16 protein-coding genes are annotated in these 13,680 nt (G+C 65.4%); 5 read left to right on the forward strand and 11 right to left on the reverse strand.

The window, feature by feature from the left end; translation table 11 throughout:
• Positions 1 to 95: 95 nt before the first annotated feature.
• From AC07WS_RS27360 to AC07WS_RS27370, 3 genes are read right to left on the reverse strand one after another with little or no spacing between them, the layout of a single operon-like run.
• A complete protein-coding gene (locus tag AC07WS_RS27360) occupies positions 96 to 1,574 on the reverse strand; it encodes an NAD(P)(+) transhydrogenase (Re/Si-specific) subunit beta (RefSeq protein ID WP_117014134.1) in 1,479 nt (492 codons plus the stop codon).
• Positions 1,571 to 1,885 (reverse strand): proton-translocating transhydrogenase family protein, encoded by a 315-nt coding sequence (locus AC07WS_RS27365; protein ID WP_117014135.1) that lies wholly within the window; start codon positions 1,883 to 1,885, stop codon positions 1,571 to 1,573. The genes AC07WS_RS27360 and AC07WS_RS27365 overlap by 4 nt, the downstream gene beginning before the upstream one ends.
• 13 nt (positions 1,886 to 1,898) lie before the next feature.
• Complete coding sequence (locus AC07WS_RS27370; RefSeq protein ID WP_494732105.1) at positions 1,899 to 3,011, reverse strand: Re/Si-specific NAD(P)(+) transhydrogenase subunit alpha; 1,113 nt, start codon at positions 3,009 to 3,011, stop codon at positions 1,899 to 1,901.
• A 305-nt stretch (positions 3,012 to 3,316) separates the two neighbouring features.
• On the opposite strand from AC07WS_RS27370, the gene AC07WS_RS27375 reads away from it, so the two are divergent.
• Both AC07WS_RS27375 and mnmA read left to right on the forward strand, forming a co-directional pair.
• Positions 3,317 to 3,814, forward strand: coding sequence for an NUDIX hydrolase (locus tag AC07WS_RS27375; RefSeq protein WP_117014137.1), 498 nt, complete (start codon positions 3,317 to 3,319; stop codon positions 3,812 to 3,814).
• A gap of 7 nt (positions 3,815 to 3,821) precedes the next feature.
• Positions 3,822 to 4,928, forward strand: a complete 1,107-nt coding sequence (gene mnmA, locus AC07WS_RS27380) for a tRNA 2-thiouridine(34) synthase MnmA (protein WP_494732106.1) — start codon at positions 3,822 to 3,824, stop codon at positions 4,926 to 4,928.
• Here mnmA and AC07WS_RS27385 read toward each other — a convergent pair whose 3' ends face one another.
• From AC07WS_RS27385 to AC07WS_RS27395, 3 genes are all read right to left on the reverse strand, one after another.
• Positions 4,929 to 5,369 (reverse strand): ANTAR domain-containing response regulator, encoded by a 441-nt coding sequence (locus AC07WS_RS27385; RefSeq protein WP_494732107.1) that lies wholly within the window; start codon positions 5,367 to 5,369, stop codon positions 4,929 to 4,931. It abuts the gene before it with no gap.
• A gap of 30 nt (positions 5,370 to 5,399) precedes the next feature.
• Positions 5,400 to 6,176, reverse strand: coding sequence for a 5'-3' exonuclease (locus AC07WS_RS27390; protein ID WP_494732108.1), 777 nt, complete (start codon positions 6,174 to 6,176; stop codon positions 5,400 to 5,402).
• A gap of 61 nt (positions 6,177 to 6,237) precedes the next feature.
• Complete coding sequence (locus AC07WS_RS27395) at positions 6,238 to 6,909, reverse strand: glutathione S-transferase (RefSeq protein WP_494732109.1); 672 nt, start codon at positions 6,907 to 6,909, stop codon at positions 6,238 to 6,240.
• 144 nt (positions 6,910 to 7,053) lie between these two features.
• Between AC07WS_RS27395 and AC07WS_RS27400 the strand changes: the two genes are divergently transcribed.
• Positions 7,054 to 8,664, forward strand: a complete 1,611-nt coding sequence (locus AC07WS_RS27400; protein ID WP_494732110.1) for an FMN-binding glutamate synthase family protein — start codon at positions 7,054 to 7,056, stop codon at positions 8,662 to 8,664.
• Positions 8,665 to 8,675: 11 nt separating this feature from the next.
• Here the strand turns inward: AC07WS_RS27400 and AC07WS_RS27405 are convergent, their stop codons facing one another.
• Genes AC07WS_RS27405 through AC07WS_RS27415 form a run of 3 tightly spaced genes read right to left on the reverse strand, consistent with a single transcriptional unit; the run spans position 8,676 to position 11,137 of the window.
• On the reverse strand, positions 8,676 to 8,951 hold the full coding sequence (locus AC07WS_RS27405) for a DUF6587 family protein (protein WP_494732111.1): 276 nt from the start codon (positions 8,949 to 8,951) through the stop codon (positions 8,676 to 8,678).
• 2 nt (positions 8,952 to 8,953) lie between these two features.
• Positions 8,954 to 10,855, reverse strand: coding sequence for a ferrous iron transporter B (gene feoB, locus AC07WS_RS27410; protein WP_494732112.1), 1,902 nt, complete (start codon positions 10,853 to 10,855; stop codon positions 8,954 to 8,956).
• Between the two features lie 3 nt (positions 10,856 to 10,858).
• Positions 10,859 to 11,137, reverse strand: a complete 279-nt coding sequence (locus AC07WS_RS27415; RefSeq protein WP_494732113.1) for a FeoA family protein — start codon at positions 11,135 to 11,137, stop codon at positions 10,859 to 10,861.
• 242 nt (positions 11,138 to 11,379) lie between these two features.
• Here AC07WS_RS27415 and AC07WS_RS27420 point away from each other — a divergent pair, with 242 nt between their 5' ends.
• Both AC07WS_RS27420 and AC07WS_RS27425 read left to right on the forward strand, forming a co-directional pair.
• A complete protein-coding gene (locus tag AC07WS_RS27420; protein ID WP_494732114.1) occupies positions 11,380 to 11,595 on the forward strand; it encodes a (2Fe-2S)-binding protein in 216 nt (71 codons plus the stop codon).
• A gap of 23 nt (positions 11,596 to 11,618) precedes the next feature.
• Positions 11,619 to 12,335, forward strand: a complete 717-nt coding sequence (locus tag AC07WS_RS27425) for an energy transducer TonB (RefSeq protein ID WP_494732115.1) — start codon at positions 11,619 to 11,621, stop codon at positions 12,333 to 12,335.
• A gap of 4 nt (positions 12,336 to 12,339) precedes the next feature.
• Here AC07WS_RS27425 and AC07WS_RS27430 read toward each other — a convergent pair whose 3' ends face one another.
• Together AC07WS_RS27430 and AC07WS_RS27435 are read right to left on the reverse strand one after the other, a co-directional pair.
• A complete protein-coding gene (locus AC07WS_RS27430; RefSeq protein ID WP_494732116.1) occupies positions 12,340 to 12,864 on the reverse strand; it encodes a pyridoxamine 5'-phosphate oxidase family protein in 525 nt (174 codons plus the stop codon).
• A gap of 69 nt (positions 12,865 to 12,933) precedes the next feature.
• Positions 12,934 to 13,614, reverse strand: a complete 681-nt coding sequence (locus AC07WS_RS27435; protein ID WP_494732117.1) for a Fe2+-dependent dioxygenase — start codon at positions 13,612 to 13,614, stop codon at positions 12,934 to 12,936.
• Between the last annotated feature and the right edge of the window lie 66 nt (positions 13,615 to 13,680).

Raw genomic sequence — 13,680 nt, forward strand, 5'->3', positions numbered from 1 at the left:
CCTTGAGGTGGGTTGATGTAGCCATCGTATGCTTCACCAACCCCACCATCAATCGGCCAAATGCCAATGAACCGTTCACAAAAGATGAATCAAGCTTACTCCACAGCCTTGACCATGTCCTCGATGACCTTCTTCGCATCGCCGAACACCATCATCGTATTGGCCTGATAGAACAGCTCATTATCCAGGCCCGCATAACCGGAAGCCATCGAACGCTTGTTGACGATGATGCTCTTGGCCTTGTACGCCTCCAGGATCGGCATGCCGGCGATCGGCGACTTCGGATCCTTGGCGGCCGGGTTGACCACGTCGTTGGCGCCCAGGATCAGCACCACGTCGGTCTGGCCGAATTCGCCGTTGATGTCCTCCATCTCGAACACCTGGTCGTACGGCACCTCGGCCTCCGCCAGCAGCACGTTCATGTGGCCCGGCATGCGGCCCGCCACCGGGTGGATCGCATACTTCACGGTCACGCCTTTGTGGGTCAGCTTCTCGACCAGCTCCTTGAGCGAGTGCTGCGCGCGCGCCACCGCCAGGCCGTAGCCCGGCACGATGATCACGCTTTCCGCATTGGCCATGATGAAGGCCGCGTCGTCGGCCGAACCGGATTTGACCGGACGCTGCTCCTTCGCGCCGCCCGCACCCGCCTCCGCCGGAGCGCCGCCGAAGCCGCCCAGGATCACGTTGAAGAACGAACGGTTCATCGCCTTGCACATGATGTACGACAGGATCGCGCCGCTTGATCCGACCAGCGAACCGGCGATGATCAGCATCGCGTTATTCAGCGAGAAGCCGATGCCCGCCGCCGCCCAGCCGGAGTAGGAGTTCAGCATCGACACCACCACCGGCATGTCGGCGCCGCCGATCGGGATGATGATCAACACGCCCAGCACGAAGGCGATCGCGGTCATGATCAGGAACGGCATCCACGCAGGCTCGGTACCGCCGGCGAAGCAGAACGCCAGGCCCAGGCCCACCATGACGATGGCCAGGATCAGGTTCAGCATGTGCTGGCCGGCGAAGCTGACCGGCGCGCCCTGGAACAAGCGGAACTTGTATTTGCCCGACAGCTTGCCGAAGGCGATCACTGAACCGGAGAACGTGATCGCGCCCACAAACGTGCCGATGAACAGCTCGATGCGGTTACCGAACGGCAGCGCCTCGCCCACGGCGGCGATGCCGAAGGCGTGCGGCTCCGATACGGCAGCCACCGCGATGCACACGGCGGCCAGGCCGATCAGCGAGTGCATTGCCGCCACCAGTTCCGGCATCTTGGTCATCTCGACCTTCTTGGCCAGCACCGCGCCGATGCCGCCGCCGACGATCACGCCCAGCGCCACCAGGCCCAGGCCCATGCCGCCCGACGCGCCGGCGGTCGCCGCCGCAGCGGCTTCCGCCTTCAGCTTGAGGATCAGCGCGATGGTGGTCACGGCGGCAATCGCCATGCCCGACATGCCGAACGCATTACCGGTGCGCGCCGTGGCCGGCGACGACAACCCTTTCAACGCCTGGATGAAGCACACCGATGCGATCAGGTACATCATCGTCACCAGGTTCATGGAGATGAAATTCATGCGTGATCTCCCTTCTTCGCTTTAGGCTCTTTTTTCTTGAACATCTCCAGCATGCGCTGCGTGACCAAAAAACCGCCGAACACATTGACGGCGGCCAGCGCCACCGCGACGGTGCCGGCGACCTGGCCGATGACGCCCTCGGTCAGCGAGGCCGCCAGCATGGCGCCGACGATGATGATCGCCGAGACGGCGTTGGTGACCGCCATCAGCGGCGTATGCAGCGCCGGCGTCACGGTCCAGACCACGTGGTAGCCGACATAAATGGCGAGCACGAAGATGATCAGATTGATGATGGTGTGGCTGACTTCCATGTAGTTTCCCCTATTATTTTCTAAGCAGCTCGCCGCCGCTGCACAACAGCGTGGCCTTGATGATTTCGTCTTCGCGATCGATCACCAGCTTGTCTTCCTTGTCGATGATCAGCTTGAGGAAGTCCAGCACGTTGCGCGCGTACAGCGCCGACGCGTCGGCCGCCACCAAGGTCGCCAGGTCCGGCTCGCCGACGATGTGCACGCCGTGCTTGACCACCGTCTTGTTGAGCTCCGACAGCGGGCAGTTGCCGCCCTGCGCCACGGCCAGGTCGACAATCACCGAGCCCGGTTTCATCGCCTTGACGGTCTCCTCGGAGATCAGCACCGGCGCCGGCCGGCCCGGGATCAGCGCGGTGGTGATGATGATGTCGGCCAGCTTGGCGCGCTCATGCACCAGCTCCGCCTGGCGGCGCATCCAGTCCGCCGGCATCGGCCGCGCGTAGCCGCCCACGCCCTTGGCGATTTCCTTCTCCTCGTCGGTCAGGAAGGGCACGTCGATGAACTTGGCGCCCAGCGACTCGACCTGCTCCTTGACCGGCGGGCGCACATCGGACGCCTCGATCACCGCGCCCAGCCGCTTGGCGGTGGCGATCGCCTGCAGCCCGGCCACGCCCACGCCCATGATCAGCACCCGCGCCGCCTTGACCGTGCCGGCCGCCGTCATCAACATCGGCATGAAGCGCTGGTAGGTGTTGGCCGCCACCATCACCGCCTTGTAGCCGGCGATGTTGGCCTGCGACGACAGCACGTCCATCGACTGCGCGCGCGTGATGCGCGGCACCGCCTCCAGCGCGAACGCCTGCAGGCCGGCCGCCGCCATCGCCGCGTTGTTGTCGGCGTCGAAGGGATTCAACATGCCGATCACCACCGCGCCGGCGGCGAGCAGCCCGCGCTCCTCCGCATTGGGGGCACGCACTTTCAAAACCACGTCCGCAGCAAAGGCTTCCGCCGCGCTGCCGATCTGCGCACCGGCGGCCGCGTAGGCCTCGTCGGTGACCGAGGCCGATAAACCGGCGCCGGCCTGCACGATCACTTGATGCTTGGCTGCGAGTTTCTTGACTGTCTCGGGCGTTGCCGCTACCCGGGTTTCTCCCGGCCGCGTCTCGGCCGGTATGCCTACTCTCATGGTGCCTCCAAATGATTAATAAACTGACTAGAATCTAACACGGAATGCCTGGACAGCAACGCCCCTCGTTGGCCCCATCATACTTAATATCTATTTATCAATAAATAGCCGATTTATCACATCATTTATTACTATTTATCACGAATTGCTGTTAAAACACTGAATTTTTCGCAAGGCAGCCAGTCAAACACGGATTAACACAACAAACCTTGCGATATTTCAATACGAACCCACCTTTCCGTGCAGGCGGGTTCAAACCAAACGCCCGGAACAGGCTAAAATGTCGGCTCTTTCAAGGATGACTCATGCCGCGTATCTGGAAACCCTCTGTTACTGTTGCCGCCATCGTCGAAAAAGATGGCAAATTCTTGCTGATCGAAGAAGAGACCAGCGATGGCATCCGCATCAACCAGCCTGCCGGTCACCTCGACCCGCACGAATCGCTGGAGCAGGCCGTCATCCGCGAAACGCTGGAGGAGACCGCGCACGACTTCACGCCGACCGCGCTGGTGGGCATGTATATGTCGCGCTACACCTCCAACCGCACCGGCGAGGAAGTGACGTATCTGCGCTTCACCTTCTGCGGCGTGCCCGGCGCCAAGCACGACCGTCCGCTGGACGAGGGCATCCTGCGCACCATGTGGCTCACGCGCGACGAGCTGGCCGCCTGCGCCGACCGTCACCGCAGCCCCACGGTGCTGCAATGCGTGGACGAATACCTGGCCGGGCGCCGCGCCCCGCTGGAACTGATACAAACCCACACTTCGGTGTACAAGGAAGCGGCCAACGCCGCGAATGGATGAAAGTAAGATGAGCAAGAAAAAGGTCGTGATCGGCATGTCGGGCGGGGTGGACTCCTCGGTCGCGGCGTGGATGCTCAAGGAACAGGGCTACGACGTGGTCGGCCTGTTCATGAAGAACTGGGAAGACGACGACGACTCCGAGTACTGCTCCACGCGCCAGGACTGGATCGACGCGGCCAGCGTGGCCGACGTCATCGGCGTCGACATCGAGGCGGTCAACTTCGCCTCCGAATACAAGGACCGCGTGTTCGCCGACTTCCTGCGCGAATACCAGGCCGGCCGCACGCCCAACCCGGACGTGCTGTGCAACGCCGAGATCAAGTTCAAGGCCTTCCTCGACCACGCGATGCACCTGGGCGCGGACCTGATCGCCACCGGCCACTACGCGCGCGTGCGCCAGAACGGCGCGCGCCACGAGCTGCTCAAGGCGGTCGACCACACCAAGGACCAGAGCTACTTCCTGCACCGCTTAAATCAATCGCAGTTGTCCAGGACGCTGTTCCCGCTGGGCGAGATCCCCAAGACCGAGGTGCGCAAGATCGCCGAGAAGCTGGCCCTGCCCAACGCCGCCAAGAAGGATTCGACCGGCATCTGCTTCATCGGCGAGCGGCCGTTCCGCGAGTTCCTCAACCGCTACCTGTCGTACAAGCCGGGCCCGATGAAGACGCCTGACGGCAAGGTGGTGGGCGAGCACGTGGGCCTGAGCTTCTACACGCTGGGCCAGCGCAAGGGCATCGGCGTGGGCGGCATGAAGGCCTACAAGAACCCGGACGGCAGCAGCGACGCCTGGTATGTGGCGCGCAAGGACGTGGCCGAGAACACGCTGTACATCGTGCAGGGCCACGACCATCCATGGCTGCTGTCGTCGACGCTGCGCGCCGACCAGGCCAGCTGGGTCGCCGGCGAGGCGCCGGCGGCGGGCGCGCTGTCGGCCAAGACCCGCTACCGCCAGGCCGACGTGGCGTGCGAGATCGCCCCGGAAGGCGATTCCGATTTCGCGTTGAAGTTCATGGAAGCCCAGTGGGCGGTGACGCCGGGCCAGTCGGCGGTGCTGTACGACGGCGACGTCTGCCTGGGCGGCGGCATCATCGCCAGCTCGACCTTCGCCGTCTGATTATTCGGCGGCGGCCTCGCCGCCTTCCGGCGCCTCTTGCGCGCCGGCCTCCCTGGCCAGCGCCGCGCGCTGGCGCTTGACCATGGCGATCACCGTGTTGCGTATCGTGTTGAGCACGGTGTCGGCCTTGAACGGCTTGACGATGAAGCCGTTCACCCCCATCGCGTGCGCGGCCTGGATGGTGGCCGCGTCGAATTCGCTGGAGACCATGAAGATCAGCGCCTTCGGCCAGCCGGTCTTGATCTCGCGCACGACATCCTCGCCGTTCTCGATCTGCTCGCGGGCGATGCAGACCAGGTGGGGATTGTGCTTGATCAGCAGCGCCAGGCCGCTGGCGCAGGTGTGGGTCTGGCCCACCACGTCATAGCCGCCATCGAGCAGGACCGTGTTGAGCAGGCCGCGCGCGATGGCGCTGCCGTCGATAATGACCGCTTTTAACATCTTGCAAACCTTGTCTTAGTGGGCGCGCGCTCAGTTCCTGTCCCAAGCCAGCATATTCCAGCTCACGCCGACCCGCACGTCCGTTTTTAATTGCACCAATTGTTTCGAAAGATACAGCATTTCGCGTTCTTTTCGTAGAGTTTCGCCCAGCGTATCCTTCAGAATGCCGGCCCCGGCCATGATCCCGTCCAGAGTGCCGTATGTACGCAACAGTCGGGCCGCCTTCTTGACGCCGACCTTGGACACGCCGGGTATCGAGTCGGTCGGGTCGCCCATCAGCGCCAGCAGGTCCGGCAGCTGCCCGGGTGGCACGCCCCACTTGCGCTCGACCCAGGCGTGGTCGTGCCACTCGCCCTTGAAGTGGTCCCACACGCGGGCGCCCTGCGCGATCAGGCCGTGCAGGTCCTTGTCGGTGGTGGCCACGGTGGCCTCGCCGCGGCCGTCGGCCAGCCAGCGCAGCACCACGGTGCCGATCACGTCGTCGGCCTCGACCTCGGGCAGCGACACCACGTGCAGACCCAAGCCGCGCAGCTTGTCGTAGAAGGCCGGCAGCGCCTCGCGCAGCGGCGCGGGCATCGGCGCGCGGCCCTCGCGGTAGCCGGCGTACAGCGCGTGGCGCCAGGTGGGGCCGCCGAAGTCGAAGGCAGGCAGCACATGGGTCGGTTCGTGGTCGTGGACCAGTTTGCGGAACGAGGACAGCGCGTGGCGCAGCGCGATCTCGGCCTTCTCGGCGCTATCGGCTTCGGGGCTGGCTTCGTAGACGCGGCGCACAATATTGAGGCCGTCGATGGCAAGGAGTCTACCCATGTTCAACCTCATCCGGGCTTGTTCAATCCATCATTTTACCCGATGGCGCCAGGCACGCGGCCTACTTCAGCAGCTCGTACGGCCCGCCGCGCTCGAGCGCGCGCTGGAAGGCCGGGCGGCTGTGGATGCGCTTGAGGAAGGCCATCAGGTTGGGCCGGCGCGCGTCCAGCCCGGCGCGCGCGGCGGCCGCCTCCAGCGGAAAACTCATCTGGATATCGGCCGCGCTGAACTCGGACCCGGCGAACCACGGCCATTTGTTCAACTCGGCCTCCAGGTAGTTCAGGTGCGCGGCGATCTGCGGCTCGATGTAGCCGGCCTTGACCTTCTGCGCGATGCCGCGCGCGATCGGCTTGACGAAGAACGGCGCCGGACTGTTCTCCACCCGGTCGAAGATCAGCTTCATCAGCAACGGCGCCATCGCCGAGCCTTCCGCGTAATGCAGGAAGTAGGTCCAGCGGCGGCGCTCCTCGGTGCCGGCCGGCGGCACCAGCCGGCCATGGCCGTAGGTCTCGACCAGATACTCGATGATCGCGCCCGACTCCGCCACCACGATGTCATCGTCGCTGATCACCGGCGCCTTGCCCAGCGGGTGGATGGCGCGCAGCTCGGGCGGCGCCAGCATGGTGTGCTTGTCGCGCTCGTAGCGCACGATCTTGTAGTCCAGCTCCAGCTCCTCGAGCAGCCAGAGCACGCGCTGCGAGCGCGAATTGTTCAGATGATGGACCACGATCATGGCGAGCTTCCCGCGAAAAAGCGGCATGGCGCCGCGACCCCGCTACTGTAGCATCGTTGGCCATCCCGCGCCCCGGCCACAGAGCGATGGATTCCGGAAAGGAACAGCAGTACACTGCGCCATCAGCCGCCCACCGGAGTGTCCATGAACCTGTTGTCCCCGCGTTACCTCGTCTTCACCGCCGCCATCGTCACGCTGGCCGCCTCGCTGGCGCTGGCCGCGCCCTGGTGGATACCGCTGACGGCCGCCGCGCTGACCGTGGTCGGCATCACCGACCTGCTGCAGACCAAACGCGCGCTGCGCCGCAACTACCCCATCCTGGCCCACTTCCGCTTCTTCTTCGAATCGATCCGCCCCGAGATCCGCCAGTACTTCCTGGAGGACGACACCGTGGCCGAGCCGTTCTCGCGCAACCAGCGCAGCATCGTCTACCAGCGCGCCAAGATGGACACCGACAAGCGCCCCTTCGGCACCCAGCTCGACGTCTACGCCCCCGGCTACGAATGGATCAACCACTCGATCAGCCCGGCGCCCGAGCAGCACCACGACTTCCGCATCGAGATCGGCAACCACCCCGACTGCCCACGCGCCCAGCCCTACTCGGCCAGCGTGTTCAACATCTCGGCGATGAGCTTTGGCGCGCTGTCGGCCAACGCCATCCTGGCGCTCAACGGCGGCGCCAAGGCCGGCGGCTTCATGCACGACACCGGCGAGGGCAGCATCAGCCCTTACCACCGCCAGAACGGCGGCGACCTGGTGTGGGAGATCGGCTCCGGCTACTTCGGCTGCCGCAACCCCGACGGCAGCTTCTCGGAGGCGAACTTCGTGGCCAACGCCACCACGCCGCAGGTCAAGATGATCGAGCTGAAGATGTCGCAGGGCGCCAAGCCCGGCCACGGCGGCGTGCTGCCCGGCGCCAAGGTCACGATCGAGATCGCCACCACCCGCGGCGTGGCCATGGGCCAGGACTGCATCTCGCCGTCCAAGCACTCGGCCTTCGACACGCCGCTCGAGATGCTGGCCTTCATCGAGCGCCTGCGCACGCTGTCGGGCGGCAAGCCGACCGGCTTCAAGCTGGCCATCGGCCACCCGTGGGAATTTTTCGGCATCGTCAAGGCCATGCTGGCCACCGGCATCACGCCCGACTTCATCGTGGTCGACGGCGGCGAGGGCGGCACCGGCGCCGCGCCGGTCGAGTTCACCGACCACGTCGGCACGCCGCTGCAGGAGGCGCTGCTGCTGGTGCACAACACGCTGGTGGGCGCCAACCTGCGCGACAAGATCAAGATCGGCGCCTCGGGCAAGATCATCACCGCCTTCGACATCGCCCGCATCCTGGCGCTGGGGGCGGACTGGTGCAACTCGGCGCGCGGCTTCATGTTCGCGCTGGGCTGCATCCAGTCGCAGAACTGCCACACCGACCGCTGCCCGACCGGCGTGGCCACCCAGGACCACAACCGCCAGCGCGCGCTGGTGGTGCCGGACAAGACGCGGCGCGTGGCCAACTTCCACGAGAACACCCTGAAGGCGCTGGCCCAGCTGATCGCCGCGGCCGGCCTGACGCACCCGTCGCAGCTGAAGGCGCATCATTTGGTGCGGCGCATCTCGCCCAACCAGGTCAAGCTGGTCTCGGCGCTGCTGCCCTACTTGGAGCCGGGCGAGCTGCTCGACCCCAGCCAGCTGTCACGCCTGCCGCCGGTGTTCGGCCTGTACTGGCCGATGGCGCAGGCGGAGTCGTTCAATCCGGTTTGCTGAGCGGAAGGAGATCAGCGCTGCACGCGCAGCATGATCACGCGCTTGAGCGGCGCGGAGGTGGGCGCGCCGGACGATGGCGGCGGCGTGGTTTCGCACGAGCCGCAGCTGGCACAGCCGTCGCCGCAGCTCGATTTCGTGTTAAACAGTTTAGCCAGTTTATTCTGGTCGAAGCCACGCCGCGACAGCCCATAGACGATCTGCTTGCGCAGGGCCGCCGGCAAATACTTGGTGCAGAAATGCGCCAAGGCCGCCACCACGATCAACACCACGATCACTTGCTGCCACATGCTCAGCCTCCGATGAAGAACAAGGAAATGCGATACGTCAGGAACGACGCCGTGTACGCCAGCGCGAACATATAGCCGGCCATCATCAGCGGATAGCGGATGCTGTTGGTCTCGCGCCGCACCACGCTCAGCGTCGACATGCACTGCGGCGCGAACACATACCACGCCAGCAGCGACAAGGCGGTCGGCAAGGTCCACGAGCTGGCGATGATCGGCGTGAGCGACTGCGCCAGTTCCTCGCCGCTCTGCGACAGCGCGTACACCGTGCCCAGCGCGCCAACCGCCACCTCGCGCGCGGCCAGGCCCGGCACCAGCGCAATGCAGATCTGCCAGTTGAAGCCGATCGGCGCGAACACATACTCCAGCCCGCGCCCCAGCATGCCGGCCATGCTGTAATAGATGGCCGGATGGGTCGCCCCCTCGGGCGCGCCGGGGAAGGAGCTGAGGAACCACAGCAGCACCATCAGGGTCAAAATGATCGTGCCCACGCGCGACAGGAAGATCTTGCAGCGTTCCCACAGGCCCAGCGCCAGGTTCTGCAAGTGCGGCCAGTGATAGGCCGGCAGCTCCAGCATCAGCGGCTGCTTGTGGTTCGCGCCCATGGTGCGCTTCATGAAGTAGGCCACCGCCATCGCCGACGCGATGCCGGCGAAGTACAGCGCGAACAGCACCAGGCCCTGCAGGCTCATGAAGCCGCCCACCTCGCGTTCCGGGATAAAGGCCGCGATGATCAGCGCATACACCGGCAGCCGCGCCGAGCACGTCATCAGCGGCGCGATCATGATCGTCACCAGCCGGTCGCGCGGATTCTGGATGGTGCGCGCCGCCATGATGCCCGGAATCGCGCACGCAAAGCTCGACAGCAGCGGAATGAAGGCGCGCCCCGACAGGCCGACGCCGCCCATCAGCCGGTCCAGCAGGAAGGCCGCGCGCGGCAGGTAGCCGCAGTCCTCCAGGATCAGGATGAAGAAGAACAAAATCAGGATCTGCGGCAGGAACACCAGCACGCTGCCGGCCCCGCCCAGGATGCCCTCCACCAGCAGGCTGCGCAGCAGGCCGTCCGCCATCGCGCCCTTGATCAGGGCGCCGACGCCGTCGACCCCGGCCTTGATCATGTCCATCGGCACGTTGGCCCAGCTGAACACGGCCTGGAACACCAGGAACATCAGCACCGCCAGGATCACCGGGCCCAGCACCGGATGCAGCACCACGTTGTCGATCTTCTCGGTCAGGTTGCCGGTGTCGCGCGCGTCGCTGCTGACCAGCGCCAGGATGCGGCGCACCTCGCGCTGCGTCTCCTCCACGCCGACCGCGTCGATCGCCGACAGCGGCTCCGGCTTGACCTCGCGCAGCGGCCACATCGCGTCGAGCGCGCGCAGCAGCGACTTCTCGCCGCCGGCCTGCACCGCCACCGTCTCCACCACCGGCATGCCCAGCTCCTGCGCCAGGCGCGCGGCGTCGATCTCGATGCCGCGCTTCTTGGCCACGTCGACCATGTTCAGCGCCAGTATCATCGGCAGGCCGAGGCGCTTGATCTCCAGCACCAGCCGCAGGTTCAGGCGCAGATTGGTGGCGTTGACCACGCACACCACCACGTCCGGCGACTGCTCGCCCGCGCGCAGGCCGGCCACCACGTCGCGCGTGATGGCCTCGTCCGGCGTGTGGGCCGACAGGCTGTAGGCGCCCGGCAGGTCCAGCACACGGAAGGCGCGGCCCTCCGGCGAGGTGAACGAGCCTTCCTTGCGCTCGATGGTCACGCCGGCGTAGTTGGCCACCTTCTGGCGCGCGCCGGTCAGGCGGTTGAACAGCGCGGTCTTGCCGCAATTCGGATTGCCCAGCAGGGCCACCATCGGCGTCTTCGACAGGACCGGCGCCAGCGGCGCCGCGATATCAGCTGCACCCATGGTTTATTCCGGCTGCATCGATGGTTGAACCGAGATCAGCGCCGCCTCGAAGCGGCGCAGCGCGAACGTGGAGTTGCCGACCTTGATGGCCAGCGGCTCGCCGCCCGGCATGCCGCGCTTGAGCATGCGGATTTTTTCGCCCGGCACGAAGCCCAGCTCCATCAGGCGGCGCGCCAGCAGGGCGCCGTCGTGCGCCGCGTCGCCGGGCGCGATGTGCACCACGGTGGCGCTGTCGCCGACCGTCAGGGCATCGAGGGTGATCAGGGGAGCTGCATGCGTCATGGCAAAGTCCGTTCAAATCGCCGCACGGCCAGGGCCGCCGCGGCTTGCCGGCGAACTGCAAGATCGCGTTCTGGCCGGAAATAAGATAGTAGCATTATAAACGGTAATGCGAATTACTTCTATTTGCGCTTGCATCCCGCTCAAACTTGAGGCAGTATACGATTAATGATAATGATTCGCATTAAGTAACCAAATGCCAATCATGTCCTTTTTTTTATAAAGCCTAGCCAGAAGGTGTATCGATGATTGTATGTGTCTGCAACAACATATCTGATCGTGAAATCCGTCAAGCCGTGGAATTGGGATTGACCTCGATGGACGAATTGCGCCGCGACCTGGGCGTGTCCACCTGCTGCGGCCAGTGCTTCGCCTGCGCCGAGGAAATCCTGAGCGAGCACCTGGCGGCCACCGCCGAGATCCAGGAAACCGTCCTGAAGCGCCCCGTCTTCAGCAACTAAGTTCGGCAACCAAGAACACTCCGATGAACACACTGAGCTATGGCCGCGCGGCGACGCCGGCGGCGCACGACAGCGGCCTGGCCGCCCTCCTCAAACAACAATGGCGGGCACGCGGGCGCAAGTTCGCGCCGCTGGCCGCCATCGTCATGGTGCATGCGTTCGGGTTCTATATGTTCCAGTCGGGAATGCTGCGCCAGGTGTCGCACGCCATCCTGCCGCAAGTGGTCAACGTAAGCTTTGTCGCGTCGCCGGAGCCGCTCAAGCCGGCCCCGCCGCCGCCCAAGACCGTGCCGGTGGTGCGCCAGGCGCCCGCCTTCATCCCGCCGATCCCGCTGGTGAACGTGGTCCAGACCGAGCCGACCATCACTGTTGCGCCGGCGCAACCGCGCCCCAGCGAAGCAGCCGCCGTGGCCGCGCCGCCGGCCCCGCCCGCGCCGGCCCAGGCGGCCGTGCCGTCCGCGCCGAAGACCGTGTCCGGCGTCGAATACCTGCGCGCGCCGCAGCCGGTCTACCCCGGCATCTCGCGCCGCATGGGCGAGAGCGGCACCGTCATCCTGCGCGTGCTGATCGGCGAAAAAGGCCAGGCCGAGCAGGTGGTGGTGCACAAGTCGTCCGGCTCCAGCAACCTCGACGAGGCCGGCCGCCAGGCCGTGCTGCGCGCGCTGTACAAGCCCTACATGGAGGACGGCAAGTCCGTGCCCGTGTACGCGCTGGTGCCGATCAACTTCCAGCTGGGCTGATCCTTCAGACGTCCAGCCTGCCCTCGACCGTGTCGTCCAGGGTCTTGCCGAGCACGGCGCCGATCAGCATCCTGACGCTGGCCACCGCCCGGCCGTGCCGCGTATCCCAGTAGTAGCCGTAGGTCGGCGCGAACTTGATCAGCGTGATGCGCGGATCGTCCTCGCCGCCGGTGAACCAGGTCTTCATCGTAAAGCTCCACAACTCCCTCAGCTTGACCGGATCGCGCAGCACCGTGGCGATGCCCTCCAGGTGCATGAACTCGGCGTTACCCCCGCCCTGGAAATACAGCGTGGCCGACGGCTCGGCCGTCAGCTCCAGGTTCTTCAGGCTGTCGCTGGCGCTGACGAACCACAGATTGCCCAGATCGTCGACCTGCAGCGCCGTCATCGGCCGCGCGTCGCCGGGGCCGCCGTCCACATCGCTGGTGCAAAAGAAGCAGCCCGGCGAACTGTCGACAAAGTCGCGGATCTTCCTGACGGCGTCCTCGCCGACCAAGTCCTGGTGGTTATTCTCGTTGCTCGATTCCATGGCGGTACACTCCGTTAGCGGTGGAATGCCCATCCTATCCCTGCCGCCCTCACGCCTCAGTGGGTTGCCTCACACTTCGGCCCACATGCGCAGCAGGTTGTGGTAATGGCCGGTCAGGTCCACAGCGATCTCGTTGTCGCCGTGGGCGGCGCGCAGCTTCTGGATGTTCTGGTCCAGCTCGAACAACATGGCCCGCTGCGCATCGTCGCGCACCATGCTCTGGCTCCACAGGAACGCGCCGACCCGCTCGCCGCGCGTGACCGGCGCCACCCGGTGCACGCTGCTGGCCGGATAGACGATCAGGTCGCCCGCCGCCAGCTTGACCTCGTGGGTGCCGTAGGCGTCGCTGACGACCAGCTCGCCGCCGTCGTATTCCTCCGGTTCGCTCAGGAACAAGGTCGACGACACGTCCGCCCGCATCGCGTTGGCCGTGCCGGGCCGCATGCGGATGGCGCCGTCGACATGCATGCCGTAATGCTCGCCTCCGGCATAGCTGTTGAAATAAGGCGGCAGTATGCGCAGCGGCAGCACCGCCGCGAAGAACAGCGGATGGTTGGCCAGCGCTTGCGTGATGAAAGCGCCCAGTTCCTGCGCCAGCGGCGACAGTTCCGGCAACTGGCGGTTGCGCTTGACCTGCGTGCTCTGCGCGCCGGCCGTGGCGCGGCCGTCCACCCAGTCGGCCTGCGCCAGGCGCTGGCGGAACTCCTGCACCTGCGGCTTGGTCAGCACGGCGGGGATATGCAGCATCATGGAGACATCCTTTCATCACGGCGATATGGGAATGTTAATTGTTTTCATTTGCCCCAACAATCTCAC

Source organism: Duganella sp. GW821-FHT01E12 (genome assembly GCF_059422325.1).